Here is a 25,584-nt window from a genome sequence, read left to right as displayed (position 1 = left end):
TCGTCAACCCTCGAGCACCTTGTCCAGGCGACCCTCGGCCTCCTCCTCGGTGACCTTCTTGGCCAGCGCCAGCTCGGACACGAGCACCTGGCGGGCCTTCGCGAGCATGCGCTTCTCGCCGGCGGACAGGCCGCGGTCCTGGTCGCGGCGCCACAGGTCGCGGACGACCTCGGCCACCTTGTTGACGTCGCCGCTGGCGAGCTTCTCCAGGTTCGCCTTGTAGCGGCGGGACCAGTTGGTCGGCTCCTCCACGTGCTCGGCGCGCAGGACCTCCATGACGTGCTCGAGCCCCTCCGCATCCACGACGTCACGCACGCCGACGAGGTCGACGTTCTCCGCAGGGACCTCGATGGTCAGGTCTCCCTGCGCCACCTTGAGCTTGAGATACATCTTCTCCTCCCCCTTGATGGTGCGCATCTTGATCTCCTCGATCCGCGCAGCACCGTGGTGGGGGTAGACGACGGTCTCTCCGACCTCAAAAACCATGTTGTTGTGCCCCTTTCAGTCGTCTCATTCTATCATGCGGCCCCGTCATGCCGCGCGTGCCGTCACATCTTCGGCCTCCGGATGTGATAGTGGACGACCCCGCACCACAAGCCTGCCGGCGTCCCTGGATGCGGTAGCCTGACCTGGCAGGGCCCCTGCCTCGGGGCTCCTGAGCACGTCATCGCACCTGAGGAGACCTCTGTGAAGAACGCATCCCGGCCCGCCCGGCGCCACCTCGCCGCAGGTGCGCTGGCCGCGGTCGCCCTGCTGGGCGCCACCGGCTGCTCCGCCGTGAGCCCGATCGCCACCGCCATCCAGTACTCCCCCTCGGACGGCATCAACGGCCAGGAGCAGGACTTCCTGAGCTACCGCAACCTCGCCCTCGTCGGCGACGGCGAGTCGGGCCCCGCCCGCCTGATCGGCACCGTGGAGAACACCTCCGGCCAGGATCAGACCTACACCTTCCAGGCCGAGGGCGGCGGCTCCGCGACCCTGAAGGTCCCCGCCGGCGAGAGCCGCAAGCTCGAGGACGAGGCGAACACAACCGTCCTGGAGCGCGAGGGCGTGTGGGTCGGCGAGAACCTGCCCGTGACCGTCTCCGGCAACGGCGGCACCGCCGACCTGGCCGTCCCGCTGCTGAGCGCCACCCAGGAGCAGTACCGTGACCTGCTCCCCGAGGGAGTCGAGCCCTCGGAGGAGGATCTCGTCGGGCACCTCCACGAGGAGACCCACCACTACGGCGAGGAGCACTGACCTCCGCCGGGCCTGCGCCCGGCACGCCACGGCCCCGGCCCCACCGCGAGGTGGAGCCGGGGCCGTCGTCGTCCCGGGAGGAGCGCGCCGGTCAGGCCTCGAACTTGTAGCCCAGACCGCGCACCGTGACGAGGTAGCGGGGGCTCGAGGGGTCGGGTTCGATCTTGGAGCGCAGGCGCTTCACGTGCACGTCGAGGGTCTTGGTGTCCCCCACGTAGTCGGAGCCCCACACGCGGTCGATCAGCTGGCCGCGGGTGAGCACGCGCCCGGCGTTGCGCAGCAGCATCTCCAGCAGCTCGAACTCCTTGAGCGGCAGGGACACCTGCTCGCCGTCCACGGAGACGACGTGCCGCTCGACGTCCATGCGCACGGGGCCGGCGCTGATGGTCGCCGACATCGGCTCCTCCTGCTCCCCCTGACGGCGCAGCACGGCGCGGACGCGGGCCACCAGCTCGCGTGAGGAGTACGGCTTGGTCACGTAGTCGTCCGCGCCGAGCTCGAGGCCGACGACCTTGTCGATCTCCGAGTCCTTCGCGGTCAGCATGATCACGGGGACGTTGGAGCGCTGGCGCACCTGACGGCACACCTCGGTGCCGGACATCCCCGGGAGCATCAGGTCCAGGAGGATCAGGTCCGCGCTGTCGCGCTCGAAGACGCTCAGCGCCTCGTTGCCGTCGGCGGCGACGGTGACCTCGAACCCCTCCTTCTCCAGGAGGTAGGACAGAGGGTCGCTGAACGACTCCTCGTCCTCCACGATCAGAATGCGGCTCATGCGCTCGTCTCCTTCCGGGTCGGGGGTGCGGCCGAGGCGGTCACCCGGTGACCGCGCCGCTCGGTGACGTGGGCGGCACCCGGCGCGCCGTCGACGGCGACACCGTCCCCCCACTCGGGCAGGCGGATGGTGAAGGTCGACCCGCGGCCCGGCTGGGACCAGAGGGTGACCTCCCCTCCGTGGTTGATGACGACGTGCTTGACGATGCTCAGCCCCAGGCCCGTGCCGCCCGTCTGACGCGACCGCGCCGCGTCCACGCGGTAGAAGCGTTCGAAGACCCGCTCCTGCTCCTCCGGGCTGATGCCGATGCCCTGGTCCGTGACGGTGACCTGCGCGAGCCCGTCCACGGAGCTCAGGCCGATGCCGACCGTGGTGCCCTCCGGGGAGTAGCGCACCGCGTTGTCCACCAGGTTGCGCACCGCGGTCATCAGCTGGTCCTGGTCCCCGTGCACCACCGCGTCCACGCGGCCGCCCACGCGCAGCGCGATGCCGCGGTCCTCGGCGGTCAGGCGCAGGCGGTCCACGGCGTCGGCGACGACGGCGTTGAGGTCCACGGGCCCCCCGTCCTGGACCACGTCCTTGGCCTGCAGCCGGGAGAACTCGATGATGTCCTGCACGAGGGCCGAGAGCCGGCGGGACTCGACGCCCAGGCGTGCGGCGAAGCGACGCACCGCCTCCTCGTCCTCCGCGGCGTCGCCGATGGCCTCGGAGAGCAGGGAGATGGCGCCCACCGGCGTCTTGAGCTCGTGCGAGACGTTGACGACGAAGTCGTGGCGCATGGCCTCGGTGCGGGTCACGTCCGTGCGGTCGTCGGCCAGGATCAGGATGTACTCCTCGTCCAGCGGGGCCACGCGCAGCTCGACGACGAGGCTCGACTGCCCGAGGGGTCCTCGGGGCAGCTCCATGCGGCGCTCGACGATGACGCCGTCGGCCCGCACGGTCCGCGTGAGCTCGCGCAGCTGGTCCTGGACGAGCGAGTGCCCCCGCACGAGGCCCAGGGCGTAGGCCGCGGGGTTCGCGCGCACCACGCCGTCGACGTCGTCCACCACCGCGTACGCGCGGCCGACCACGGAGAGGACCTCGGCGGCGCCCGGGGCGAGGGTGGGCTCGCCGACCGTCAGGTCCACCGTCCGCGAGCGCTCGGACGCCCGGAAGGCCAGCATGGAGGCCACTCCGGTGAACAGTCCGACCGCTCCGCACAGCAGGCCGATGATGACGGGATCCACGGCACCAGACTAGCCTCTGGCGGCCCGGAGACGGGCTGCCCCGGCCCCGCCAGACGCCGGACGATCGGCGTTCATGGGCCGTTCATCTTGCCCTGCCAGGGTGGACCGTTGCCCCGGGGAGTCGGGGTCGGCGGCGCACGGGCGTCGCCGGGGAGAGGAGACCATGCGCGAGCTCTACCGAGCCGACCTCGAACGGCTGGGCCGCGACCTGACCGAGATCGCCCGCCTCGTGCACCGCGCCATGATGGACGCGCAGGCCGCCCTCGAGGCGGCCGACGTGCACGGCGCCGAACGGGTCATCTCGGAGGACGCGCGGATCGACCAGCTGCAGGAGTCCCTCGACGAGCAGGCCGTGCGCATCCTGGCGCTGCAGGCGCCCGTGGCCACGGACCTGCGCACCGTCGTCGCCACGCTGCGGATGAGCTCCTCGCTCGAGCGCATGGGCGACCTCGCCCGCCACGTGGCCCAGCTGACCCGGCTGCGCTACCCCGAGCACGTCATCCCGGAACAGGTCCGGACCGTGATCACCGCGATGTGCGACGCCGCCGTGGAGGTGGCCGAGGAGGTCGTCCTGCTGCTCGAGACCCAGGACCTGGCGCACGGGGACCGGATCGACGCCCTCAACGAGGACGTCAACGCGCTGCACCTGTCCGTCTTCCGCGCGATCGCCGCCCCGGACTGGAGCGCGACGCCGGCCACCACCACGGACGTCACGCTGGCCTCGCGCTACCTCGAGCGGTTCACGGACCACGGCCTGTCCGTGGCCGCCAAGGTGCGCTACCTCGTCACGGGCGAGTGGGCGACCCACCGCCCGGACGCCACCGGCTCCTGACCGTCCCCGACGCCACGGGCCGGGCCCCCGGCGGGGTCCCGGCCCGTCGTCGTCGGACGCGTCAGTGCGCGGAGCCCTGGGCGGCCACGGCGGCGGCGCCGGCGGCGGCGGCCTCCGGGTCGAGGTAGCGGCCGTTCGCGGTGATCGGCTTGAAGTTCTGGTCCAGCTCGTAGACCAGCGGGATGCCCGTCGGGATGTTCAGGCCCGCGATGTCCTCGTCCGAGATGCCGTCCAGGTGCTTGACCAGGGCGCGCAGCGAGTTGCCGTGCGCGGCGATCAGCACGGTCTTGCCGGCCTTGAGGTCGGGCAGGATCTGCTCCTCCCAGTAGGGCAGCAGGCGGTCGATGACCTGCTTGAGGGCCTCGGTGCGGGGGGCGTCCTTGCCCAGGTCCGCGTAGCGCTCGTCGCCGATCTGGGAGAACTCGGAGTCGTCGTCCAGGGCGGGCGGCGGGGTGTCGAAGGACCGGCGCCAGACCATGAACTGCTCCTCGCCGAACTCCTCCTTCACCTGGGCCTTGTCCTTGCCCTGCAGGGCGCCGTAGTGGCGCTCGTTCAGGCGCCAGCTGCGCTTGACCGGGATCCACTGGCGGTCCGCGGCCTCGAGGGCCAGGTTGGCCGTGGTGATGGCGCGCTTGAGCAGGGACGTGTGGACCACGTCCGGGCGGATGCCCTCCGCCTCCAGCAGCTCACCGCCGCGGGCGGCCTCGGCGCGCCCCTTCTCGGTCAGCGGGACGTCCACCCAGCCGGTGAACAGGTTCTTCTCGTTCCATTCGCTCTGACCGTGCCGCAGCAGGACCAGCGTGTACGTGGTGTTCGCCATGTCACCATCCTAGGCGGACCCGTCCCGCCGCTCCCCTACGCTGGAGCCCATGGTGGAGAAGGCCCGGCGGCTGCGCGCGCGCACGACGCCCGGCCCCGGCCCCGCCCGGGGCCCGCAGGGCCACATCACCCGCGGCACGACGGCGGCGCAGCGGATGCGCCGGGTGGACCGCTGGCTCACGGACGTGCACGGCCCCCTGCTGCGGCGCACGCCCCGCCCACTGGCCGTGGACCTGGGCTTCGGCGCGGAGCCGGTGACCGCCGTCGAGATGGCCCAGCGGCTGCGCGTGCAGAACCCGGCCCTCGAGCTGGTGGGCCTCGAGATCGACCCCGCTCGGGTGGCCCGGGCCCGGGAGCGGGCCGGCGACCTGCCGGGGGTCACCTGGGCGGTCGGCGGCTTCGAGCTGCCCGTGCCGCGGCCGCCCACCGTGGTGCGCGCGTTCAACGTGCTGCGCCAGTACCGGGAGGAGGACGTGCCCGCGATCTGGTCCCTGCTGTGCGCGGGGCTCGCCGACGACGGCGTCCTCGTGGAGGGCACCTGCTCCGAGGACGGTCGGCGGGCGGCCTGGGTGGATCTGCGCCGGGACGGGCCGGCGAGCCTGACCGTGGCCCTCAGGCTGGGGTCCTTCGCCCGCCCCTCGGACGTGGCGGCGCGCCTGCCGAAGGTCCTCATCCACCGGCACGTGCCCGGGGAGCCCGTCCATCGGCTCCTGGCGGAGGCCGACGCCGCGTGGGCCGCGCACGCCCCGCTCGCGGCCTACGGGACGCGGCAGCGGTGGCTGGCGACGGTCGGCACGCTGCGCGCGGCGGGCTGGCCCGTGCTGGGCGGCCCGCACCAGTGGCGGCGCGGGGAGCTGAGCGTGCGCTGGGCGGCGGTGGCGCCGTCGTCATGAGGGCCGCGCCGACGGCGCGGGGCCCTCAGCGGCGCAGGGCCGGGCCCATGTCCTGGCGGGGGCCGGCGAGGTAGACGCACGCCACGCACGCGGCCACGAGGCCGAACATGCCCATCCCGCCGCCCGCGAGCACGCCGAGGAGCCCGACGACGGCGGCGACGCCGGTGAGGATCAGCCAGAAGCTCCTGTCCCGGCCCCCGATGCGGGCGAAGTCGTCGGGGCGGCGCCGGACGACGTCCACCAGCGCCCAGACCTCGAGCACGAGCGCGGCGATCGCCAGGACGCGGAACAGCCAGTGGTCGACGAGCAGGGCGAAGTGCATGGGGGCGCTCATGCCGGTCAGTCTAGGCGGTCGGCCCGGCCGGGTTCCCTCCCCGTCCGGGGCGGCGTCTAGGCTCGAGGCGTGAGCACCCAGACCGAGCATCGCGGCCTGTTCGTCGCCGTCGAGGGACCGGACGGATCCGGCAAGTCCACCCAGGCCCGCGCCCTGACCGAGGCCCTGCGCGCCGCGGGCCACGAGGTGGTGCTCACGCGCGAGCCCGGCGGCTCGGACCTGGGCGAGACGCTGCGGGAGCTGCTGCTGGACCCCGGGCACGCCCCCGTGGACCCCCGCACCGAGGCGCTGCTGTTCGCCGCGGCCCGGTCCGCCCATGCCGTCCGCACGCTGCGCCCCGCGCTGGCCCGGGGCGCCGTCGTCGTCACGGACCGGTATGTGGACTCGTCCGTGGCCTACCAGGGCGCGGCGCGCGGGCTGGGCGAGGCGCGGATCGCCGCCCTGAACGAGTGGGCCACGGACGGCCTCGTCCCCGATCTGACGGTGCTGATCGACGTGGACGCGGCCACCGCCGCGGACCGGCGTGACCGCCGCGCGGCGGAGGGCGAGGGCACCCCCGACCGCATGGAGCGGGAGACGGCGGACCGGCACGAGGCCCTGCGCGCCGCCTTCCTCGCGCGCGCGGCGGCCGCGCCCGAGCGGTACCTCGTGCTCGACGGCGCGCTGCCGCCGCAGGAGCTCACCGCCCGCGCGCTGGCCCGCGTCACCGCCCAGGCGGCCGACCGATGACGGCCCCCGCCCCCGCCGTGTTCGCGGACCTCGCGGGCCAGGAGGCCGCGGTGGCCCAGCTGCGCCGCGCCGCGGCCGAGGACCGTCCCACCCACGCCTGGATGTTCACGGGCCCGCCCGGCTCCGGCCGGTCGACGGCGGCGCGTGCGTTCGCCGCGGCCCTGCAGTGCGAGGTCGCAGACCCGGCGGCGCGCGGCTGCGGCGAGTGCCACGCGTGCCGCACCGTCCTCGGCGGCACCCACCCGGACGTGACCGTGCTGGCCACCGAGGCGGTGAGCTATCGGATCGAGGACGTCCGCGCCCTCGTGGAGGCCGGCCAGTCCACCCCCGCCACCGGGCGCTGGCGGATCTTCCTCATGGAGGACGCGGACCGCATGACGGAGCGCGCCACGAACGTGCTGCTCAAGGCCATCGAGGAGCCGCCGGCCCGCACGATCTGGATGCTGTGCGCCCCGTCCCCCGCGGACGTGCTCCCCACCGTCCGCTCCCGCTGCCGGCTGATCACGCTGAGCATCCCCGCCGTGGAGCAGGTGGCGGAGCTGCTGCACCGCCGCGACGGGCTGGACCGCGAGACGGCGCTCACCACCGCCCGGATCTCCCAGTCGCACGTGGGCATGGCCCGCCGCCTCGCGCGGGACCCTGAGGCCCTCGAACGCCGCGAGCGCATCCTCTCCCTGCCGCTCCAGGCCACCGCCGTCTCCGACGCGATGGCCCTGGCCGCCACGTTGGCCGAGGTGTCCAAGGCCGAGGCCGAGTCCGCCGCCGAAGCCCGGGACGCCGAGGAGCTCGAGGCGCTGCGCCGCTCCCTGGGCCTCGAGCCCGGCGAGCCCGTCCCGCCCAAGCTCCGCCACCACGTCAAACGGCTCGAGGAGGACCAGACCCGCCGGCGGCGCCGCGCCGTCCGGGACTCGCTGGACCGGGCCATGATCGACGTCATGGGCCTGTTCCGGGACGTGCTGCGCGTGCAGCTGGGGGCCGACGGCGAGCTCATCAACGAGCACCGTCGGGACGAGATCGAGGCGTACGCCCGCGGCGCCGCCGGCGACTCGGCCGAGGTGCTCGCCCGGATCGACGCCGTCACCACGGCCCGGGAGCGCATCGCCGCCAACGTGCCGGAGCAGCTGGCCCTCGAAGCCATGATGCTGGCGCTGCTGCCCCGCCGGGTGCGCACCCCGCGACGTCGCTGAGCGGCCGCGCGGGGCGGGCCGGCGCCGGCTCAGCGGGTGCGGACCACCAGGTCCGGCACGTCGGCCAGGCCCGGCACCACCCGGTCCGCGCCCGCCGCCAGCAGGACGTCGTCCGCGTCGCGACCCGTGCGCACGCCGACCACGAGTCCGGCCCCCGCGCGGCGCCCGGCCGTCATGTCCTCCGCGGTGTCCCCGACCACCAGGACGCTGCGGACGTCGTCGAGGTCGAGACCGAGCAGGGCGGTGAGGATCATGTCCGGGTAGGGGACGCCGCGGCCGGCGTCGTCCGGGGAGAGGCTCAGATCCGCCAGGCCCATCCACCCCAGCGACTCGAGGATCATGTTCTGGGTGTGGCGGGCGTAGCCGGTGCAGAGGCACACGTGGAGGCCGAGGGCGCGCAGGCGGACGAGCGCCTCCTCCGCGCCCGGGACGGCCTGGACGCCGTGCTCGGCCAGCAGCGCGTCGAAGGCCGCCTCGAACGTGCGGGTCGCCGCCGCGGCCACCGCCCGGTCGGCGAACACGCGGGGGAACACGGCCGTGCGCGAGGTGGGCCGGAGCGCGCGGAACCGCCGAGCGGCGTCGTCGTGCTCCGGCGTGCCCGCCGGGACGCCGTGCTGGTCCAACGTGCGGGCGAACGCCGTGTCCTGGAGCCCGTGCTCCACGATGGACGTGCCGGACATGTCCACCACGGCCAGGCGGAGGGGCGCGGCTGACGAGGCCGCGGCGGGGGGTGCCGGGGTGCGAGGGGCGTGGGGCAGGCTCATGCGTCTCCCGTCGATGGTGTGTGCCCACCAGGGAACCGTCCCCGTCTGGCCGCGGCGTGGCCTGGGGGTGAACGCCTGCGGAAGGCGCGGGCCACAGTCGGTGGCCCGCGCGCCCGGCCGCGCGGTGGAATCGGGGCCGCGAAACCGGTATGCTCGTCAGCCGTGGCCGTTCACGGTCACGTGCCTCCTTAGCTCAGCTGGCCAGAGCAGCTCCCTCGTAAAGAGCAGGTCGCCGGTTCGAATCCGGCAGGGGGCTCCCCCGGACCCCGCCGCGTGATCACGCGGCGGGGTCCTCTCGTCTTCGGGCCGGCCGTCCGGGGCGCGCCGCCGTCAGAGCCCGGCTCCCAGCTCCTCCGCCCGGTCCAGGTGGCCGAGGGTGCGTTCGGCGTGCCGGCCGACCGACTCCGCCGAACCCTGACCGAGCCGGTACAGGGCGAGGGCCTGGGCGGTGGCGGCCAGCTCGTGCGCGGCGCGGGAGAGCTCACGGTGGACGTCGGCGGCCTCGGCCGGGATGTGCTCGCCGTCGCCCTCGTGGTCCCGGTGCAGGCGGACGCACAGGGCACGGACCGCGGGGAGCCGTTCCGTGAGGACGTTGCCGGCGTGGACCACGCCGTTGCGCTCCTCGGGGCTCAGCACGTCCGTGCCCCGCTGGCCCTCCAGCACCTGCCAGTAGCGGTCCAGGGCCCGGCTGAGTCGGTCGTGGGCACGGCGCCACAGCCCCGTGCCGAGCTCGCGGTCGTCGGCACGCTCCTGACGGAAGCGTGCGAAGGGCCCCCTCATGCGCGGTCGCCGGACGGCCGGCGCGCGTCGGCGGGGTCGGTGACGAGCACGACCTTGCCCGTGCGGGTGGCGGAGTCGAACCAGTCGAACGCCTCGGCGGCCTCGGCGAGCGGGAAGCACGCCCCGACGCTCGCGTCGATGCGGCCCGCCGCCACCAGGGGCCACACGGCACGTTCGGCCGCGGCCACGATCCCGGCCTTGTCCACGACCGAGCGGGAGCGGAGCGTCGCCCCCGTGAGCCAGCCGCGCTTGACCACCAGCTTCATGATGTTGAAGTCCTCCGGGACGGCGCCGCCCTGGACCGCGAGCGTCACGATGCGTCCCTCGGGGGCGAGCGCGGACACGTTGGGCGCCAGGTACGGGGCGCCGACGACGTCGAGGATGACGTCCGCGCCGTGGCCGTCCGTGACCTCCTTGACCCACGGGGCGAAGGCACCGGACTCGGCGGCGCGGTGGTCGAACATGTGCTCGGCGCCCAGCCGCCGACCGAGCGCCACCTTCTCCGGGCCGCCGGCGGTGCCCAGCACCCGTGCACCGAGCGCGGCGAGGAACTGGACGGCGAAGGAGCCGATGCCGCCGGTGGCGCCGTGCACGAGCACCCGGTCCCCGGCCTGCACGCCCGCACGGCCCACGAGCGCCGAGTGCACCGTGCAGGCGACCTCCGGCAGGGCCGCCGCCTCGACGAGGCCGACGCCGTCGGGGACGGCCATGAGCTGGCCCGTCGGCACGGCGACGTACTCGGCGAAGCCCCCGCCGGCCAGGAGAGCGCACACCCGGTCACCGACGGCGAAGCGCCCCTCCCCCGGCATCCCGGCCTCGGGTCCCAGCGCCGCCACGGTGCCGGAGACCTCGAGCCCGGGGATCTCGGAGGCGCCGCGCGGCGGCGGATAGCGGCCCTCGCGCTGCGCGATGTCCGCGCGGTTGAGACCCGCGGCGGCCACGTGCACCAGCACCTCGCCCGGGCCGGGGTCCGGCACGGGCTCGTGGCCCACGCGGACGACGCCGTTGTCGCCGGCACCGGTGAATCGCACGGCGCGCATCTGTGCGGGGACGTCCATGGGGGTCTCCTCCTCTGGTCGGGGGTCGAGGGTCCATCCTCGCGCGCGGGGGCCGGACTCGCCACCGGCCGCCCGCCGGGCCACGGGCTAGAGTGGGTCCTCGACGCGGCGGCCCACACCGTCGCGGTCAGGCCCGGGATGGTTGTCCGAGCGGCCGAAGGAGCCGGTCTTGAAAACCGGTGCGCGGTGACCCCGTGCCGAGGGTTCGAATCCCTCACCATCCGCGTGCACACGACGAGAGGCGGCGGGCCGGACGGCCCGCCGCCTCTCGTTCACCTGGAGGCCACCTGGATGTGATGGACTCCCCGCGTCACCCCGCCGTCCACCGGCGGCGCACCTCTGTCATCACGCATCCCGGGGAGAGCCATGCCCAGCCTGTTCCGCCGCCGTGCCGTCACCACGGCCGCCTGCACCGTCCTCGTCCTCGCGCCCGCGAGCGCGGCGCCCGCCCTGGCCGTCGAGACGGCCGCCGCGGACGAGACCACCATCTCGATCCTGTCCTTCAACGACTTCCACGGCGCGCTGTCCGCGGACTACATCGGCACGCAGTTCGCGGACACCGTGGAGGACTACCGCACCGCGTTCGAGGCCGAGCACGGCGCCGGCTCCACGCTGCTGACCAGCGCCGGCGACCTGATCGGTGGCTCGAAGTCCGTGTCCAACGTGCAGCAGGACAACCCGACGATCGACGTGATGAACGCGCTCGGCCTGGACGCGCTCACCGCCGGCAACCACGAGTTCGACAAGGGCCTGGACGACCTGCAGGGCCGTGTGGAGTCCCGGGCCCAGTTCCCGGTGCTCTCCGCCAACCTGGTGGACCCGACGAGCAAGGAGCCCGTCCTCACCTCGCACGCCGTCTTCGACGTCGACGGCGTGCGCGTCGCGGTCATCGGCGCCTCCCCCAACGAGCTGTACGCGACCACCACCGGCGCGGGCCTGAAGGGCAACGAGGTCCTCGACGAGGTCGCCGCCGTGAACGCGGTCGCGGACGAGCTGGAGGCCCAGGACGCCGCCGACGTGATCGTGGCCTCGTACCACGACGGCGCCGCCGGGGCGGGCGAGCTGGCCGCCGAGCGGGCGGCCCGGGCCGAGTTCGACCGCATCGTCGGCGAGACCTCCTCCGCCGTGGACGTCATCTTCAACGCCCACACCCACCAGCTCTACCAGTACGACACCACGGCCGGCGGCGCCCACCGCCCCGTGATCCAGGCGGGCGCCTCCGGCAGCCACCTGGCCGCCGTCGAGCTGACCGTGGGCGCCGACGGCGAGGTCACCGGGCTCACCCCGCGCCTGCTGGCCCGGTCCACGCAGGCCCCCGCCGAGGCCGCCGCGGAATCCCCCGTCACCGCCCAGGTGTACGCGATCGAGCAGGAGGCCGTCGCGGTCTTCGAGGACCTGCAGGGCGAGGTCGTGGCCGACCTGTCCGCCTCCATCACCACCGACTACCAGAAGCTCATCGACGCCGGCGGCTCCTGGAAGGCCGGCGGCACGCGCGCCGCCGAGACCACCCTGGGCACCTGGGTGGGCGACGCCGTCAAGCACGCCGCCGAGCAGGCGAACCCCGAGGTGGACCTCGGCGTGACCAACCCCGGCGGCCTGCGCTCCGAGCTGCTGACGGACCGCTTCACCGACGGCGGCGCGTTCCCGGCCAAGCCGGCCGACCTCGTCGGTCGCCTCACCCTGGGCGAGCTGCTCGACATGGCGCCGTTCGGCAACACCATCACCTACTTCGACATCCCGGGCTCCTCCATCAAGCTGGCCCTCGAGGAGAACTGGCGGAACGACGTGCGCAAGTTCACCCTCGGCTGGTCCGAGGAGCTGACCTGGACCTACGACGAGTCCCGCCCGCAGGGGGACAAGGTGACCGGCGTGTGGATCGACGGCGAGCCGCTCCAGGCGGACCGCATGTACACGGTGGCCAGCCAGTCGTTCCTGGCCGACGACACCTGGACGACGCTCGGGGACCCGACCAAGGCCCCCGACGGCTACACCGCCTTCGCGACCGGCCGCCAGAACTTCGTGAACATGGGCCTGTTGGACTCCCAGGCGATCACGGACTACGCCCGCGCCCAGGACGCGGCCCACGGCGCCGTCGCCCCGGACTTCGGCAAGAACGGCGTGCCGGTCACCGACGCCCCCGCCTCGGTCGAGGCCGGGCAGGCCGTCGGCCTGACCCTCGGGGACCTCGTGGTGGACTCCGACGGCGCCCCCGCGGCGACCGCGGTCGACGTCGCCTTCCGCACGGCCGACGGCACCGAGACCGCCCTGGGCACCGTGGCCGTCCCCGCGGGCTCCGAGACCGTCACGCTCTCCGGGATCACCGCCCCCGCCGCGGCGGGCACGGGCGAGCTCGTGATGACCGTGCGCTACGCCGACGGCAGCACGACCGTGGTGCGCCATGCCCTCGAGGTCACCGCGGCCCCGTCCCCCACCGAGCCGGAGCAGCCCGCCCCGACCCACCCGGGCAAGGGTCATGGCAAGGGCCATGACAAGGGCGCCGACCACCCGGGCAAGGGCCGCGTGAAGGGCGAGGACCACCCGGGCAAGGGCCGCGGCGTGCAGCGCGGCGCCGCCACGCACCCCGTCTTCTCCGCCCATGCCTGGCTGACCGCCGCGGGCCTGCCGCGCTGACCCATCGAGAACGAGACCGAGGACGACATGACCCCCCTGCCCCGCTTCGCCGCGCGCACCGCGGTGACCACCGCCGCCCTGGCCCTGCTCGCCCCCGCCGTGGCCCTGCCCTCCCAGGCCAGCCCGGCCGGCGACTCCCTCGTCATCAACGAGGCATACACCAACGGCGGCTCCGCGAACGCCGTGTACACCCACAAGTTCGTGGAGCTCTACAACCCCACCGACCAGCCGATCAACCTCGACGGCTGGTCCCTGCAGTACCGCTCCGCCGCCGGCACGGCCGCGACCCAGGGCACGGTCGCGCTGTCCGGCACGGTGCCCGCGAAGGGCCACTTCCTGGTCTCCGGCGGCTCCAACGGCACCGCGGGCGCGGCCCTGCCGCAGGCAGACCTCGTGGCCGGCGGGGCGTTCAACCCCGCGGGCACCAAGGGCACGATCGTGCTCGCGCGCCAGGCGGGCACCGTGACGGACCTGCCGGTCGGCTCCGTGGTGACCGGCCAGGTGCCGGGCGTCGCGGACGTGCTCGGCTACGGAGCCACGAACACCTTCGAAACAGCGGCTGCCGGCGCCCCCTCGGCCAACTCGGACCCGAAGTCCCTCACCCGCACGAACGGCGTGGACACGGACGACAACAGCGCCGACTTCACCGTCACCGACCAGGTCACCCCGACCAACGCCGCCGCCACCGGCGGCGAGCCGACCCCGGAGCCCGAGCCGCAGCCGACCCCGGCCGAGCGGATCACCATCGCCCAGCTCCAGGGCACCGGCACGGCCACCCCGTACGCCGGGCGCCAGGTGACCACCACCGGCGTCGTCACCGCCGTGTACTCCACGGGCGGCTACGACGGCTACTACATCCAGACCGCCGGCACCGGCGGCGACACCCCCGACGCCACCCCGGGCGCCTCCGACGGCGTGTTCGTGTACTCGCCGGACACGGTCGGCTCCGTGACGCTCGGCGACCACGTCCAGGTCACGGGCGAAGCGGCCGAGCACTACGGCCTCACGCAGATCAAGGTCGCCGCCGGCGGCGTGCTGCCGGTCGCCGAGCCCGGCGCCGTGGCCCCCACGCCGGTGGAGTTCCCGCTGGAGGAGGCCGACCGTGAGGCGCTCGAGGGCATGGTCCTCGCCCCGCAGGGCGACTGGACGGTCACGGACAACTACTCCCTCAACCAGTACGGCTCCCTCGGCATCGTCCCCGGCACCACGCCGCTGGACAACCCGACGTCCGTGGCTCGGCCCGGCGCCGAGGCCCAGGCCGTCGCGGCCGCCAACGCGCAGCAGCTGATCGTGCTCGACGACGGGGCCACCACGAACTTCATGCGCTCGCCGGGCAACCAGAACCCGCTGCCGTACCTGGACGCAGACCAGCCGGTGCGCGTGGGCGCGGGCCTGGAGTTCACCACCGGAGTCATCCTCGACTGGCGCTTCGACGCGTGGTCCTTCCAGCCGCTGGGCCACCTCACCGACGCCACGGCGGCCGCCGTCCAGCCCGTGACGATCGAGGACACCCGCCCGGCCGAGGCCGCCCCCGAGGCGGTCGGCGGCAACGTCACCGTCGGCAGCTTCAACGTGCTCAACTACTTCACGACCCTGGGTCAGGACGTGGCCGGCTGCAGCGCCTACCGCGACCACGCCGGCACCCCCGTCACCACGAACGGCTGCCTGCCGCGCGGCGCCTACACCTCCGAGGCGTTCGCCCGCCAGCAGGAGAAGATCGCGGCCGCGATCAACGGCCTCGGCACCTCGGTGGTCGCGCTCGAGGAGATCGAGAACTCCGAGAAGTTCGGCCTCGACCGGGACCACGCGCTGGCCCACCTCGTGGAGGCCCTCAACGCGCAGGCCGGCGAGCAGCGCTGGGCCTACGTGGCCTCCCCGGCCACCCGTCCCGCGCTCGCGGACGAGGACGTCATCCGCTCCGCGTTCATCTACCAGCCGGCCGAGGTCACCCCGGTGGGCGAGTCGGTGATCCTGGACGACCAGACGAACTTCGACAACGCCCGCGAGCCGATGGCCCAGCTGTTCCGCGCCGCCGACGGCACGTCCGAGGGGGCGGCCGGCACCGACTTCGTGGCGATCACCAACCACTTCAAGTCCAAGGGCGGCTCGGGTGCGACCGGGGACAACGTGGACGCGGGCGACGGCCAGGGCGCGTACAACGCGGACCGCGTGGGCCAGGCCGAGGCCCTCGTGGCCTTCGCCGAGCGCATGAAGGCCGAGACCGGCACCGACCGCGTCCTGCTGATGGGCGACTTCAACGCCTACGAGAAGGAGGACCCGATCCGCGTGCTCGAGGCGGCCGGGTACCTCTCGCAGGGCGCGCTCACGGGCGAGTACTCGTACGCGTTCGGCGGCGCCGTCGGCAGCCTGGACGGGATCTACGCCTCGCCGTCGGCGGCGACGGCGATCACCGGCCAGGACATCTGGATGATCAACGCGAACGAATCCGTGGCACTGGAGTACTCGCGCCACAACTACGTGGCCGAGGACCTGTACTCCGCGGACCAGTGGCGGTCCTCGGACCACAACCCGATCCTGGTGGGCCTCCAGCTCGACGCGCCCGTGACCGAGCCGACCCCGGAGCCGGAGCCCTCCCCGGGCGAGACCTGCGACGGCGTGACCGATCCGCGCGGCGTGCCGGGCAAGCCCGCGAACTCCGTGCGCGAGTGGCTGCGCTGCGTCGGCGCGACCCCGGGTCACGGCGGCGACCACCCGGGCAAGGGCCACGGCCCGGAGCACCCCGGCAAGGGCCGCGGGCCGGTCCGTCCCTGACGGGACGCGGGGCGCCGCACCCGGCATGACGACGGCGGGGCCGTCCGGGAGCCACCCGGACGGCCCCGCCGTCGTCGTGGGGGCTCAGCCGGCGAGCACGGCCGTCGCGGCGGCGTCGGCGTCGGCGAGGAAGAGGGCACGTCCGGCCGGATCGGCCCCGGCCTCGGCCGCGATCGCGGTGCCCCACTGCACGCCCGAGAGCTGCAGGCCCAGCACGAACACGTCCGCGTGGACCGTGCCGTCCGCGGCCCGCAGCCGGTACGGGCGGGCCGTGACGTCGAAGCCGGTGGCGGGCACGCGCACACCCTCCTCGTCCTCCCACGTCCCGGCCGCGGCGACGCCGTCCGCCAGCATCTGACGGACCAGCGGGGAGGCGGCGGCCTGCACGCGGTTGGGCGGCATCATCGCCTCCACCAGCCAGGCCCCCTCGACGACGGCGGGCCCCAGCGAGTCCTGCGCTCCCACCTGGGGGCTGTGGGCGGTGAATGCGTGTTCCTCGGCCTCGACCACGGGCGCGGGGCCGGCCCAGGTGAGCAGGCCGGCCCGGTGCACCGCGAGCATCTGCTCCACGCGCCACAGGGGCGGGCCGGAGGCGAGGCCCTCGACCAGCGGCTCGAACCAGCCCTGGACGTCCCGGATGCGGGAGGCCTCGGTGATCCGGCCCTCGGCGACCCACGCCTTGATCCGCAGTCGGCCGGCATGAAGCGCGCCGACGGCCATCATGAACGGGGACTCCTCCCCGAGGGCGGCCTCGACGCAGGTCTGCTCCATGAGCTCCGCGACGGCCCGCTGATAGTCCTCATGGGAGGCGAACACGGCGTCCTCGAACGGGGACCCATAGGCCAGGATGTCGAGGAAGCGCCGGCCGGGGGCGTACCGCTGGAGGAGCTCCTCGGCGTGCGCGGAGGTCACGGGGGCGCCGCGGCCGGCCTCCTCGAGCTGGCCGACGAGCTCCCCGAGGAATCGGCGCGCCTCGACGGGGCCGCCGAGGATCTCGGGCTGGGCCCGGACGAGCGTGGCGTAGTAGTGCCGGACCACGTCGCGGTGCAGCAGCGGCCAGAGGTGCTCGGCGAGGTCCAGGGCCCCGTGCCGGGCGGCGAGGGCGTCCACGGCGGCGTCGGAGAGGTAGCTGAGGGTGACGCCGCGGGGCACGAAGGCGTCCACCTCAGCCTTGGGCAGGTACGGGATGCCGCGGCGGGACATCAGGTGCAGGCGCGGCTCGTCCCCCGACGGCTCGTACCGCAGGGCCCGGCCGGGTCCGTCGCCGGTGCGGCGGTACACCCCGCCCCGGCCCTGGGTGAGCTGGGCCAGCAGGTCGAACGCGTTCAGGCCCATGCCCCGCACGAGGACGTCCGCCCCGGCCTCCACGGTCTCCCAGTCCACGTCCGAGGGGATCTGCGGGCCCTGGTAGTGCAGCTCGTCCCTGCCCCGCGCGGCGGCGGCCATCCGGTTCTGGCCGGGGCTGAGCTCCGCAGGCTGATGGCCCAGACAGAGCACGACGGCGTCCGCGTCGAGCGCGGAGACCGCACCGTCGGCGTCCCGCAGCTCCAGGCGGGCGCCGCCGTCGGGCCGGGGGTGCAGGGCGGTGGCCTCCGCGCGGTGCTCGACGACCTCGACGACCTCGGGGCGGGCGCGCAGCCCCGCGACGACGTCCTTGTACAGGTGCCGGAGGTAGCGCCCGTAGACCGCTCGGGCCGGGTACTGGTGGCGGCGCACGCCGAGGCTGGCCTCCGGGTGCACGCGACGCCACTGGTCGAAGGTCTGCGCGGCGGTGGAGGGGCGCAGACCGGGGTTGTCGGCGGCGCACGCGGTCGGGAAGAACGCGGGGGTGTTCATGAGGTACAGCTCGGACTGGTCCGTGCGCCACACCCGCCCTGGCCCGGGCGGATAGGGGTCCACGACGTCGATGCGCAGCCGCCGGGGGTGTGCGTCCGGGGCCGCGCCCTCGAGTCGGGCGAGGATCCGCTCCAGCAGCATGACGCCGCGGGGGCCGGCTCCCACCACTGCGAGGCGGCGCTCGGCCACCAGGGGCTCGGACATGGGGCCTCCACTCTCCTCGGGATCGTTTTCACGCCTGCGGCGCGCGTATTCCACACAATATCGGTGGCCGTCAAGGGTCGCGGACCGCATGCGCCACACTCCCACCGATCCCCCAGGATCCACAGCAGGCCCGGACGAAGAATCCGCGGAATCATGCGGATCACACCGAGATTCTGGGAGAAGTCTGGGAATTGGGAATCTGGGGGGCCGATGGTTGACGCCACTCGGGCCCATGGGGAATTGTGAATGAGCGTAAGGCAACAAAACACCAATTCAGAAGGAGAATTCCTCATGGACCGCAACGCTCTCGACCAGCTGCAGAACTCCACCGTCTTCGCCACCGACGGCGACAAGATCGGCTCCGTCGGTCAGGTCTACCTCGACGACGTCACCAACGAGCCCACCTTCGTCACGGTGAAGACCGGCCTGTTCGGCGCCCGCGAGACCTTCGTGCCGCTGCAGCAGGCCCAGACCACCGCCGACGGCATCACGGTGCCCTTCGAGAAGTCCTTCGTGAAGGACGCCCCGAACGTGGACGCGGACGGCTCGCTGACCCCCGAGGAGGAGCAGCGCATCTACGAGTACTACTCCATGGAGTACTCCGCCGCGGATCACGACGGCGACGTGCGTCGTGACGACGTGCGCACCGACGCCGGCGCCGCCGGCGTGGCCGGCACCGCGGGTGTGGCCGGCGTGGCCGACCGCCGCGACGAGGCCGTCGTGGACGGCGACCGCCGCGACGTGACCGACCGTGACCGCCGCGACGTGACCGACGCCGACTCCGTCGTCGTCAAGGACGAGCACCTGAACGTCGGCACCGAGCGCCGCGCCTCCGGCCGCGTCCGTCTGCGCAAGCAGGCCTACACCACCACCGAGACCGTCGAGGTGCCCGTCACCCGCGAGGAGGTCGTGGTGGAGCGCGAGTCCGTCGACCCGAACTCCGCCGAGGCCCGCACCGCCGGCCGCGACGGCGACGTCGAGGTCACCACCTACGAGGAGACCCCGGTCGTCAACAAGACCGTGGACGCCGAGAAGGTCTCCCTGGGCAAGCGCCAGGTGCAGGACACCGAGACGGTGACCGAGGAGGTCCGCCACGAGGACGTCAAGGTCGACGGCGACGCCACCGATCGCGACCTCGACGGCCGCAACGACCGCAAGGATCGCATCTGATCTGAACGGACGCGTCGGCCTCAGGCCGGACGGCTGACAGATCACGCGGGGCCCCGGATCCATGGATCCGGGGCCCCGCTCGTGCGCGATGGTGATCCGTCCGTGAGCACGCCGCTCCTTTGCCCTGCCCTGGCCTGGCGCGCTAAACTGAACCGGTCTGACCGCGCGTCGCCCCGTGCGAGGCGCGCCGGATGGAGGAGACGTGCCAGAGCGGCCGAATGGACTTCACTGCTAATGAAGGGCTCGACGAAAGTTGGGCCGGGGGTTCAAATCCCCCCGTCTCCGCGAGAAGGCCCCGTGACCCCAGTGGTTGCGGGGCCTTTCGCATGTCTGCGCGGATTTTGGCGGATCGCGCATGTTCCACGACTACTCAGGAACGGTCACAACGTACCATATAGTTAGTCACCTGGTAGTCAGATCGTCACCCGGAGGGAAGATGCCCAAGCCCCAGCGCCTGCCGAGAGGCGTGGACCGCCTACCCGGAGGCGGCTACCGCGCCCGCCTCACCGTGGACGGCTACCAACACACAATCGGTTCGTTTGCGACGCTCGGTGACGCGCGCGCAGCCCTCGACATCGCCCGGGGAGAGAAGGCCCGAGGGACATTCGTCCCGCCCGCCGTCACCCGCGCCCGCCTCAAGGCCGAGAAAGAGGCCCGGCGCGCCCAGGCCGCCGCCGACTCCCGCACCGTCCGGGACATGGCCGAGGCGTGGTTGTCATGGCAGACCGAGCGCGGCCTGAAGCTCGGCAGCGTCTACACCTACCGTCGGCACCTCGAAGCGCACTTCTTGCCCACGTTCGGGGATCGCCCCGTGGGCGAGGTGACGGCCCTCGACCTGAACGCATGGCTGGACGCGCTCGAAGAGTCCAAGGGCCACGCTGGGGCCGCTCAGATTCATCGCGTGGTTGCAGCGCTGTTCAAGTGGGCCACGGGAGACGCGGCCGAGCTGCCCCGCACGTTCACGCCGTGGTTGCTGACCTCGCCCGTCCCTCCCCTGGCCGCGCGCCGTCTGCGCCGTCCGAACCTGCCCCAGCGCAACCGGGAGACGTTGACGGACGCCGAGCTGTCCGCCCTGGCCGACCTGATGCCCGAGGCGGACCGGCTGGCCGTGCTGCTGTCCGGGTGGTGTGCCCTGCGGATCGGGGAAGTCCTCGCGCTGCGCCGCCGTCACGTCACCACGGACCCGGACGGGACCACATGGGTCCGCGTCGAATCCCAGGTTCAGGCGCGCGGGTCCGGCGTCCGCGAGGAATCCCCCAAGTCGGACGCCGGACGGCGCGAGGTACCCGTGCCCCCAGTGATCGTGGCCGACCTGGCCGCACACCTCGCCGCTTACGCCGCGCCGGGGCCGGACGGGCTGCTGTTCCCTCGCGTGGGCGGCGGGAACGGCCTGAACAACCCCAACACCGTCCGCAAGCGGTTCAACGCCGCATTGAAGGCGCTCAACGCCCATCGGGCCGAGGCTGGGGAAAACCCCGTGGAGAACTTCACGTGGCACGGCCTCCGGCACACCGCCCTAACCCGCCTAGGCCAAGCCGGAGCCACCACGGCGGAGCTGAAGGCATACGCCGGCCACTCCGATGGGAAGTCCGTAGAGGTGTACCAGCACGCCGAACGCCGCCGCCTGGCGAGCCTGACCGCTGGAATGGGCAAGGTGGGGTGACTTCCTCCAGCCCGACACGCCGAGCATGGACAAACTTGCACACCCCCGGCGCACGTGGTGTATAATGGCCTCACAACAGAATGACGACTGCTAGCGGACTGGGGGGCCCTGGAGGCCTATTCAACCCGAGAAGCGAACGACGGGGGGCCCTGGAGGCCTAAACGGAAGAAACTCGCCGGGCAACACTGAGACCTACGACAGGTGCAGTGTGCTCGGCATTCGTGCTTCCAGGAGAAAGACCGTGACTGCCCCGGCCCCCGTCGGAATGACCATCAACGAGTTCGCACGCGCGCTGAACTCTTCTCCCTCCACCATTCGCCGCATGATCGCCCGTGGTGACCTCCGCGCCTACCGCTACGGCCCGCGCGTCATCCGCATTCCCCACGGCGAGCTGGAGCGCATCGCCCAGCCCGTGACCTCCCTCGCTGAGATGCGGGGCGGTGGTGCCCAGTGAGAGCCGCCGCCACCCTCACCCGGCCCACGGTCGGAGACAATGGCCCACTCGACGTGCGCGCCGTACAGCGCATGATCCGCGCCATGTCCAAGCGGGACGCCGTGACGTTCCTCCACCGTCACATCGGCGTGACGACCTCATGGTCTGAGCGGCATTTGAAGGCGCTCGGCAACATGCACCCCCACGAGTTCGCCCAGGCCCTCGCACTGGGCGGCGCCCCCGCCCATGTCCTCCACGGATTCGACCCGACCGGCAACACTGCCGCGCGAAATGTCGACGTGCAGCGCGCGAGGGGGGCCGCACGATGACGACCCCGGACATGGAAGAACGCCGCCCCCACACCCTGGGAACGGCGTCCAACCACACCGATTCAGCACCTACCACGGACCCGAATCTGTCTCCTACTCTACCGGATTCAGCGGATCTTGTCGCGGGCGTTTTCGTGCTCGTGGTGACAGTGCCAGACGACCCCGAACCCCGCCACCGTCGCCGCGTCTTCCTCCAAGCCCAGCCCGCCCAGCGCGCCGCTGATCGCGCCGTTGCACGCGGCCACCGGGCCGAGGTTGTGCTGTGCCGTCTCGTGCCGGAGACCCACGGATGGCAGGTGACCGCATGAACGCCGCCGAGAGTGTGGCCGAGCGGATCGAAGCGGACCGCGCCCTGTACGCCGCCGCCTACGCCCAGGGCCACGCCGATGGACTGGCCGAAGGGCTGGCCCAGGGTGCGGCACATCCCGCCATCACCGATTCCGTGGCGCGCGTGTTCGCAGGGTGGGACGGGGCCGAAGCCGCGCACGCCCGATCCGTGGCCCATTTCCAGGCCTGGCACACCCAGGCCCGCGCCGGAGGAAAGGAGGCGACCGACCATGACCGCCGCGCCGCATGACCTGGAAGAGATCGACCTGAACGCTATCACCCGTGAGCGCCCGGACTACTTCGCCCCCGACCTCTACGCCGAGCAGACGCCCACACCTGAGCGTCCGGGGGAGCAGCACCGGGGACAGCTCCGCATGGCCCACCGGCTCGCCGAGACATACGCGGGCCGTTTGATGTACGTCAACGGCATGGACTGGCACCACTGGGACGGCACACGGTGGGCACCGGATGAGACCGCCGCCGCTGAACGGGCCGTGCACGATGTGCTGCGCTCCGCTCTGGCCGAGTCCCACGAAGGTGACCGCAATCTGCGTGATGATGTGCGCCGGTGCGAGAACGCCGCCGGCATCCGGGGCGTCCTGGACATCGCGGCCACCCTGCCCGGTATCCGTGTGCCGGTGTCCGCCCTCGACGCTGACCCATACCTGCTGAACGTCGCCAACGGGACGTTGGACCTGCGGACACGAACCCTGCGCCCACACGACCCCGCCGACCGGTTGACGCGCGTGTGTCGTGGCGCGTGGGAACCCAACGCGGACGGGGGCGTGTGGGAAGCGTTTTTGGCAACGATTCTCCCGGTCGAAGCAGAACGGGAGTATCTGCGACGTGTCATCGGACAAGCCGTGTTCGGTGCCGTCCGCGAGCACCTGTTCCCGGTGCTGACCGGGACAGGGGCGAACGGCAAGGGAACTGCGTATACGGCCATCGCTCACGCGCTAGGGGACTATGCGGCCGTCATTGACCCCGACATGCTGATGACCTCCGGACGGGGGCCAGGCGGGCCGGAGATGATGCAGCTGTTCGGTGCCCGTTTGGTCATCGGCTCTGAGACCGAAGAGGGCAAGCCCCTGGACGCGGCGCTGATGAAGCGCCTGACCGGTGGTGATCCCATCACGGCTCGGAATCTGTATCAGCCGCCCGTCACCTGGGAACCCTCACACCAATTCGTGTTCGTCACCAATCATCTGCCGAAGGTGAAGGGCAACGATCCGGCGGTGTGGCGGCGGGTCCGGGTCATCCCGTTTGACGTGGTGATCCCGCCCGAGCACCGGGACACGGCCCTGCCCGAGCGTCTGCGCGCCGCCGCTGACGCTGTAGTGACGTGGGCCGTGCGCGGGTGGTGGGACTACGAGGACCACGGCATGGGTGAGCCTGACGCGGTGAAGGCTGCAACGGACGCCTACGCGGTCCAGTCTGACGCGGTGCGCCGGTTCATCGCCGAGAACTGCGTCGTCATGTCCGGCGCGTCCGCGCGCTCCAGTGACCTGCACCAGTCATGGGCGGCATGGGCGGTGCAGGACGGGGCAGACCCCCTGAGCGCTAAGGCATTCGGGGCTGAGCTGGACCGCCTGGGATACCCGGCCAAGCGCAGGAAAGTGGGCATGATTCGGTTCGGAATCGGACTCGCTGCCGAGTGCGAGGACTGACCGGGTGAAGGGTGGTGAAGGGTATTTGTAAACCTCCCCACGCGAGGGGAGCTATAGAAAGTTTCCTAGAACCCTTCACCTCCCTACACCCGCACCACCTGAACCGCAGAAACAAGCCAATTTGACGGCCCTCGACCCCCTCACGGTCGGGGGCCGTCGTCGTCCCCAGGGAGGACAGATGAGCACCATCACCACAACCCCGGCGACCCTGCCCGACCTCGCCCCCAGCAGCGATAGGAGCGCAACCGATGACCACAACCGAACGCCCCACCGAGGCCGACAACCTGCGCCAAATGCTCCGGTTCCACATGGACCGCGCCGAGCGGCACCGGCTGCGCGCCGAGAAGGCCGAAGCCGAACTAGCCGAGCTGAAGAAGGAGTCGCACCCGTGAGCACCCCCTCCCGGCCCACACCGAAACACGCCGCCACCACCGCACTCGAACGTGCAGCCGCTGAAATCGCGTACCTACGGAATGAATGCGACAGCATCCGGTACGCCCTCAACCGATCCCGGGAGCGCCCATGAGAGACCGCCCCACATACACCGACGCCGACGTGCGCCGGTTCGTAGCCCTCGCACGAGGCGGACGCGACAGACGCGCCGACGTGCTGGACGCCATGCGCCGACACCCCGCCGGCCAGGCCCACCCCGGCCCGCCACTGACCAACGCGGACGGCACACCCGCCGCCCCGCTGCCCACCGCAGCGCCCAAAGACTGAGCCACACCACCCCGCCCAATCGGGCACCCCTAGGAAGGAAACCCCTCATGAACAACTACGCCCCTCTCGGCAAGAACCATCCCGTTCGTCACCTGCTGAACGCGTCCGCGAACGGAGACGTGCCCTCGACGCGTGACCTCGAACTGCTGGACCACATGGACGCCGAACTGCCCCCGGGCCGTGGCCTCTCCCACCTCAAGTCCAGCGTCAACCACGGGGCGCGCCAGGTGGCCGCACTCGGCAAGGAAGGCCGCTACGCCGAGGCCCGCAACCTGGCCGACGACCTCGCCGCCGACATCGCCCTGCGCATGTCCGACGAGGCCCGCGCCCTCACGAACACGCACCCCGTGGAGTCCGCGCTGCCCGTTCGCCAGGACGGGACCAGCAACCTTGACGACTTCGCCCGCTCCATCTTCAACCGCTGACCGAAAGGACACCTGCCATGTACCCCGATTATCAGATCCACTCCACCAGCACCATCGAGCCCGGACAGCTCAACCGCGGTCAAGTCCCTGGAAGTGGTGTAACCGTCTTCGAGGTTGTAGGGGGCTTGTACCTGTCAGGTCTGCAGGGTCGGCATCACCTCCGTGCTCATCACGGTCTCTTGCTCCGTGGTCAGGGGCTCACGGCACCGGGCGAGCAGTTCCAGGCCGAGATACCGGCGGCCTTCGGCCCATTCATCTGTCTGCTCGGCCAGCACGGCCCCGACCAGGCGCACCACGGCATCCCGGTTCGGGAAGATCCCTACCGCGTCCGTGCGTCGCCGGATCTCCCGGTTCAGCCGCTCGGCGGGGTTGTTCGACCAGATCTGGCACCACACGTCCCTCGGGAACGAGGTGAACGCGAGGATGTCCTGTCGAGCGGCGTCTAAGTGGGCGGCCACCGCGGGCAACCTGTCCTGCACGTAGTCCAACAGGCGCTCGAACTGGGCGTGCACGGCCGGCCCGTCGGGCTGGTCATACACGCTGTGCAGCATGGCCTTCACCGCCGGCCACATGCTCTTCGGGGTCACGGCCATCAGATTCGCCGCGTAATGGGTGCGGCAGCGTTGCCACACGGCCCCGGGCAGGTTCGCCGCCACTGCTTCCACGAGGCCGCGATGGGAGTCCGAGGTCACCAGTGCCACCCCGGCCAGCCCCCGGGCCACCAGGTCCGCGAAGAACTCGTTCCACACCGCCCCGGACTTCCCGGTGGCCACC

General features: G+C 72.5%; 26 protein-coding genes and 3 tRNA genes. 18 read left to right on the top strand and 11 right to left on the bottom strand.

From position 1 onward, the window contains the following. Window positions 1-3: 3 nt before the first annotated feature. A complete protein-coding gene (locus tag G6R13_RS11435; protein WP_036384689.1) occupies window positions 4-486 on the bottom strand; it encodes a CarD family transcriptional regulator in 483 nt (160 codons plus the stop codon). 201 nt (window positions 487-687) lie between these two features. Between G6R13_RS11435 and G6R13_RS11430 the strand changes: the two genes are divergently transcribed. Continuing rightward, window positions 688-1,239 carry a hypothetical protein gene (locus G6R13_RS11430; protein ID WP_036384688.1) on the top strand — a complete coding sequence of 184 codons (552 nt, stop codon included), beginning with the start codon at window positions 688-690 and terminating at the stop codon, window positions 1,237-1,239. 91 nt (window positions 1,240-1,330) lie between these two features. Here the strand turns inward: G6R13_RS11430 and G6R13_RS11425 are convergent, their stop codons facing one another. Both G6R13_RS11425 and G6R13_RS11420 read right to left on the bottom strand, forming a co-directional pair. After that, complete coding sequence (locus G6R13_RS11425; RefSeq protein ID WP_002858071.1) at window positions 1,331-2,011, bottom strand: response regulator transcription factor; 681 nt, start codon at window positions 2,009-2,011, stop codon at window positions 1,331-1,333. Beyond that, window positions 2,008-3,237 carry an ATP-binding protein gene (locus tag G6R13_RS11420; RefSeq protein ID WP_036384686.1) on the bottom strand — a complete coding sequence of 410 codons (1,230 nt, stop codon included), beginning with the start codon at window positions 3,235-3,237 and terminating at the stop codon, window positions 2,008-2,010. Before G6R13_RS11420 ends, G6R13_RS11425 begins: the two co-directional genes overlap by 4 nt. A gap of 163 nt (window positions 3,238-3,400) precedes the next feature. Here G6R13_RS11420 and phoU point away from each other — a divergent pair, with 163 nt between their 5' ends. Continuing rightward, window positions 3,401-4,069 (top strand): phosphate signaling complex protein PhoU, encoded by a 669-nt coding sequence (gene phoU / locus G6R13_RS11415; RefSeq protein WP_036316039.1) that lies wholly within the window; start codon window positions 3,401-3,403, stop codon window positions 4,067-4,069. 61 nt (window positions 4,070-4,130) lie between these two features. Here phoU and G6R13_RS11410 read toward each other — a convergent pair whose 3' ends face one another. Next, entirely contained in the window at window positions 4,131-4,889 is a 759-nt protein-coding gene (locus G6R13_RS11410) for a phosphoglyceromutase (RefSeq protein ID WP_063189350.1), read from the bottom strand. Window positions 4,890-4,938: 49 nt separating this feature from the next. Here G6R13_RS11410 and G6R13_RS11405 point away from each other — a divergent pair, with 49 nt between their 5' ends. Further along, a complete protein-coding gene (locus tag G6R13_RS11405) occupies window positions 4,939-5,781 on the top strand; it encodes a hypothetical protein (RefSeq protein WP_044658509.1) in 843 nt (280 codons plus the stop codon). A gap of 25 nt (window positions 5,782-5,806) precedes the next feature. On the opposite strand, the gene G6R13_RS11400 is transcribed toward G6R13_RS11405, so the two are convergent. After that, window positions 5,807-6,103 carry a DUF2516 family protein gene (locus tag G6R13_RS11400; RefSeq protein ID WP_063189348.1) on the bottom strand — a complete coding sequence of 99 codons (297 nt, stop codon included), beginning with the start codon at window positions 6,101-6,103 and terminating at the stop codon, window positions 5,807-5,809. An 81-nt stretch (window positions 6,104-6,184) separates the two neighbouring features. Here G6R13_RS11400 and tmk point away from each other — a divergent pair, with 81 nt between their 5' ends. Both tmk and G6R13_RS11390 read left to right on the top strand, forming a co-directional pair. Next, a complete protein-coding gene (gene tmk, locus G6R13_RS11395) occupies window positions 6,185-6,844 on the top strand; it encodes a dTMP kinase (RefSeq protein WP_036316043.1) in 660 nt (219 codons plus the stop codon). Continuing rightward, window positions 6,841-8,031, top strand: coding sequence for a DNA polymerase III subunit delta' (locus G6R13_RS11390; RefSeq protein WP_063189346.1), 1,191 nt, complete (start codon window positions 6,841-6,843; stop codon window positions 8,029-8,031). The genes tmk and G6R13_RS11390 overlap by 4 nt, the downstream gene beginning before the upstream one ends. A gap of 29 nt (window positions 8,032-8,060) precedes the next feature. On the opposite strand, the gene G6R13_RS11385 is transcribed toward G6R13_RS11390, so the two are convergent. Then, complete coding sequence (locus G6R13_RS11385; protein WP_041104709.1) at window positions 8,061-8,795, bottom strand: HAD family hydrolase; 735 nt, start codon at window positions 8,793-8,795, stop codon at window positions 8,061-8,063. 182 nt (window positions 8,796-8,977) lie between these two features. Between G6R13_RS11385 and G6R13_RS11380 the strand changes: the two genes are divergently transcribed. Further along, window positions 8,978-9,051: transfer RNA gene (locus G6R13_RS11380), tRNA-Thr, on the top strand. 74 nt (window positions 9,052-9,125) lie between these two features. Here the strand turns inward: G6R13_RS11380 and G6R13_RS11375 are convergent. Both G6R13_RS11375 and G6R13_RS11370 read right to left on the bottom strand, forming a co-directional pair. Beyond that, entirely contained in the window at window positions 9,126-9,575 is a 450-nt protein-coding gene (locus G6R13_RS11375; RefSeq protein WP_063189344.1) for a hypothetical protein, read from the bottom strand. After that, window positions 9,572-10,633 (bottom strand): NAD(P)H-quinone oxidoreductase, encoded by a 1,062-nt coding sequence (locus G6R13_RS11370; RefSeq protein ID WP_129867362.1) that lies wholly within the window; start codon window positions 10,631-10,633, stop codon window positions 9,572-9,574. Before G6R13_RS11370 ends, G6R13_RS11375 begins: the two co-directional genes overlap by 4 nt. A 136-nt stretch (window positions 10,634-10,769) precedes the next feature. Here G6R13_RS11370 and G6R13_RS11365 point away from each other — a divergent pair. The 3 genes from G6R13_RS11365 (at window position 10,770) to G6R13_RS11355 (ending at window position 16,036) form a co-directional block, all read left to right on the top strand. Continuing rightward, window positions 10,770-10,857, top strand: a tRNA-Ser gene (locus G6R13_RS11365). Between the two features lie 142 nt (window positions 10,858-10,999). After that, window positions 11,000-13,264: a bifunctional UDP-sugar hydrolase/5'-nucleotidase gene (locus tag G6R13_RS11360; protein ID WP_063189342.1), complete on the top strand. Its 2,265-nt coding sequence runs from the start codon at window positions 11,000-11,002 to the stop codon at window positions 13,262-13,264. Window positions 13,265-13,291: 27 nt separating this feature from the next. Next, entirely contained in the window at window positions 13,292-16,036 is a 2,745-nt protein-coding gene (locus G6R13_RS11355; RefSeq protein WP_199489701.1) for an ExeM/NucH family extracellular endonuclease, read from the top strand. Window positions 16,037-16,120: 84 nt separating this feature from the next. Here G6R13_RS11355 and G6R13_RS11350 read toward each other — a convergent pair whose 3' ends face one another. Continuing rightward, a complete protein-coding gene (locus G6R13_RS11350) occupies window positions 16,121-18,076 on the bottom strand; it encodes an FAD/NAD(P)-binding protein (protein WP_095354008.1) in 1,956 nt (651 codons plus the stop codon). 291 nt (window positions 18,077-18,367) lie between these two features. Here G6R13_RS11350 and G6R13_RS11345 point away from each other — a divergent pair, with 291 nt between their 5' ends. The 5 genes from G6R13_RS11345 (at window position 18,368) to G6R13_RS11325 (ending at window position 21,671) form a co-directional block, all read left to right on the top strand. Beyond that, complete coding sequence (locus tag G6R13_RS11345; RefSeq protein WP_049146144.1) at window positions 18,368-19,246, top strand: PRC and DUF2382 domain-containing protein; 879 nt, start codon at window positions 18,368-18,370, stop codon at window positions 19,244-19,246. A gap of 196 nt (window positions 19,247-19,442) precedes the next feature. Further along, a tRNA-Ser gene (locus G6R13_RS11340) sits at window positions 19,443-19,531 on the top strand. 151 nt (window positions 19,532-19,682) lie between these two features. Then, entirely contained in the window at window positions 19,683-20,909 is a 1,227-nt protein-coding gene (locus G6R13_RS11335; RefSeq protein WP_163721733.1) for a tyrosine-type recombinase/integrase, read from the top strand. A gap of 241 nt (window positions 20,910-21,150) precedes the next feature. Next, window positions 21,151-21,363: a helix-turn-helix domain-containing protein gene (locus G6R13_RS11330; RefSeq protein WP_205521365.1), complete on the top strand. Its 213-nt coding sequence runs from the start codon at window positions 21,151-21,153 to the stop codon at window positions 21,361-21,363. A gap of 83 nt (window positions 21,364-21,446) precedes the next feature. Further along, the gene (locus tag G6R13_RS11325) at window positions 21,447-21,671 is read left to right on the top strand and encodes a hypothetical protein (RefSeq protein ID WP_163721732.1); all 225 of its coding nucleotides are present in this window, start codon (window positions 21,447-21,449) and stop codon (window positions 21,669-21,671) included. Between the two features lie 107 nt (window positions 21,672-21,778). On the opposite strand, the gene G6R13_RS11320 is transcribed toward G6R13_RS11325, so the two are convergent. After that, entirely contained in the window at window positions 21,779-21,958 is a 180-nt protein-coding gene (locus G6R13_RS11320) for a hypothetical protein (RefSeq protein WP_163721730.1), read from the bottom strand. A gap of 17 nt (window positions 21,959-21,975) precedes the next feature. Between G6R13_RS11320 and G6R13_RS11315 the strand changes: the two genes are divergently transcribed. The 4 genes from G6R13_RS11315 to G6R13_RS11300 all read left to right on the top strand — a co-directional run bounded on the left by G6R13_RS11315 (window position 21,976) and on the right by G6R13_RS11300 (window position 24,810). Then, window positions 21,976-22,248 (top strand): hypothetical protein, encoded by a 273-nt coding sequence (locus G6R13_RS11315; protein WP_163721728.1) that lies wholly within the window; start codon window positions 21,976-21,978, stop codon window positions 22,246-22,248. After that, complete coding sequence (locus G6R13_RS11310) at window positions 22,229-23,665, top strand: phage/plasmid primase, P4 family (protein WP_163721726.1); 1,437 nt, start codon at window positions 22,229-22,231, stop codon at window positions 23,663-23,665. The genes G6R13_RS11315 and G6R13_RS11310 overlap by 20 nt, the downstream gene beginning before the upstream one ends. Before the next feature lie 248 nt (window positions 23,666-23,913). Further along, on the top strand, window positions 23,914-24,057 hold the full coding sequence (locus tag G6R13_RS11305; protein ID WP_158530785.1) for a hypothetical protein: 144 nt from the start codon (window positions 23,914-23,916) through the stop codon (window positions 24,055-24,057). 375 nt (window positions 24,058-24,432) lie between these two features. Continuing rightward, window positions 24,433-24,810: a hypothetical protein gene (locus G6R13_RS11300; protein ID WP_163721724.1), complete on the top strand. Its 378-nt coding sequence runs from the start codon at window positions 24,433-24,435 to the stop codon at window positions 24,808-24,810. 134 nt (window positions 24,811-24,944) lie between these two features. Here the strand turns inward: G6R13_RS11300 and G6R13_RS11295 are convergent. Beyond that, window positions 24,945-25,584: transposase (locus G6R13_RS11295; RefSeq protein ID WP_205521364.1), on the bottom strand; the 640-nt coding region annotated here is incomplete at its 5' end.

Origin of the sequence: Micrococcus sp. Alg238-R198, from assembly GCF_900537135.1 — a bacterium.
In the GTDB taxonomy this organism is placed as follows: Bacteria; Actinomycetota; Actinomycetes; order Actinomycetales; family Micrococcaceae; genus Micrococcus; species Micrococcus luteus.
The sequence above is the reverse complement of the archived record's forward strand: the minus strand, read 5'-3'. Positions and strand labels throughout refer to the sequence as shown.

Excerpts from the sequence above, each read along its gene's own strand:
- G6R13_RS11435 (WP_036384689.1), bottom strand. The coding sequence starts at position 486 with ATGGTTTTTGAGGTCGGAGAGACCGTCGTCTACCCCCACCACGGTGCT.
- G6R13_RS11425 (WP_002858071.1), bottom strand. The coding sequence starts at position 2,011 with ATGAGCCGCATTCTGATCGTGGAGGACGAGGAGTCGTTCAGCGACCCT.
- phoU (WP_036316039.1), top strand. The coding sequence starts at position 3,401 with ATGCGCGAGCTCTACCGAGCCGACCTCGAACGGCTGGGCCGCGACCTG.
- G6R13_RS11410 (WP_063189350.1), bottom strand. The coding sequence starts at position 4,889 with ATGGCGAACACCACGTACACGCTGGTCCTGCTGCGGCACGGTCAGAGC.
- G6R13_RS11405 (WP_044658509.1), top strand. The coding sequence starts at position 4,939 with ATGGTGGAGAAGGCCCGGCGGCTGCGCGCGCGCACGACGCCCGGCCCC.
- G6R13_RS11400 (WP_063189348.1), bottom strand. The coding sequence starts at position 6,103 with ATGCACTTCGCCCTGCTCGTCGACCACTGGCTGTTCCGCGTCCTGGCG.
- G6R13_RS11390 (WP_063189346.1), top strand. The coding sequence starts at position 6,841 with ATGACGGCCCCCGCCCCCGCCGTGTTCGCGGACCTCGCGGGCCAGGAG.
- G6R13_RS11385 (WP_041104709.1), bottom strand. The coding sequence starts at position 8,795 with ATGAGCCTGCCCCACGCCCCTCGCACCCCGGCACCCCCCGCCGCGGCC.
- G6R13_RS11375 (WP_063189344.1), bottom strand. The coding sequence starts at position 9,575 with ATGAGGGGGCCCTTCGCACGCTTCCGTCAGGAGCGTGCCGACGACCGC.
- G6R13_RS11370 (WP_129867362.1), bottom strand. The coding sequence starts at position 10,633 with ATGGACGTCCCCGCACAGATGCGCGCCGTGCGATTCACCGGTGCCGGC.
- G6R13_RS11360 (WP_063189342.1), top strand. The coding sequence starts at position 11,000 with ATGCCCAGCCTGTTCCGCCGCCGTGCCGTCACCACGGCCGCCTGCACC.
- G6R13_RS11355 (WP_199489701.1), top strand. The coding sequence starts at position 13,292 with ATGACCCCCCTGCCCCGCTTCGCCGCGCGCACCGCGGTGACCACCGCC.
- G6R13_RS11350 (WP_095354008.1), bottom strand. The coding sequence starts at position 18,076 with ATGTCCGAGCCCCTGGTGGCCGAGCGCCGCCTCGCAGTGGTGGGAGCC.
- G6R13_RS11345 (WP_049146144.1), top strand. The coding sequence starts at position 18,368 with ATGGACCGCAACGCTCTCGACCAGCTGCAGAACTCCACCGTCTTCGCC.
- G6R13_RS11335 (WP_163721733.1), top strand. The coding sequence starts at position 19,683 with ATGCCCAAGCCCCAGCGCCTGCCGAGAGGCGTGGACCGCCTACCCGGA.
- G6R13_RS11325 (WP_163721732.1), top strand. The coding sequence starts at position 21,447 with ATGTCCAAGCGGGACGCCGTGACGTTCCTCCACCGTCACATCGGCGTG.
- G6R13_RS11315 (WP_163721728.1), top strand. The coding sequence starts at position 21,976 with ATGAACGCCGCCGAGAGTGTGGCCGAGCGGATCGAAGCGGACCGCGCC.
- G6R13_RS11310 (WP_163721726.1), top strand. The coding sequence starts at position 22,229 with ATGACCGCCGCGCCGCATGACCTGGAAGAGATCGACCTGAACGCTATC.
- G6R13_RS11305 (WP_158530785.1), top strand. The coding sequence starts at position 23,914 with ATGACCACAACCGAACGCCCCACCGAGGCCGACAACCTGCGCCAAATG.
- G6R13_RS11300 (WP_163721724.1), top strand. The coding sequence starts at position 24,433 with ATGAACAACTACGCCCCTCTCGGCAAGAACCATCCCGTTCGTCACCTG.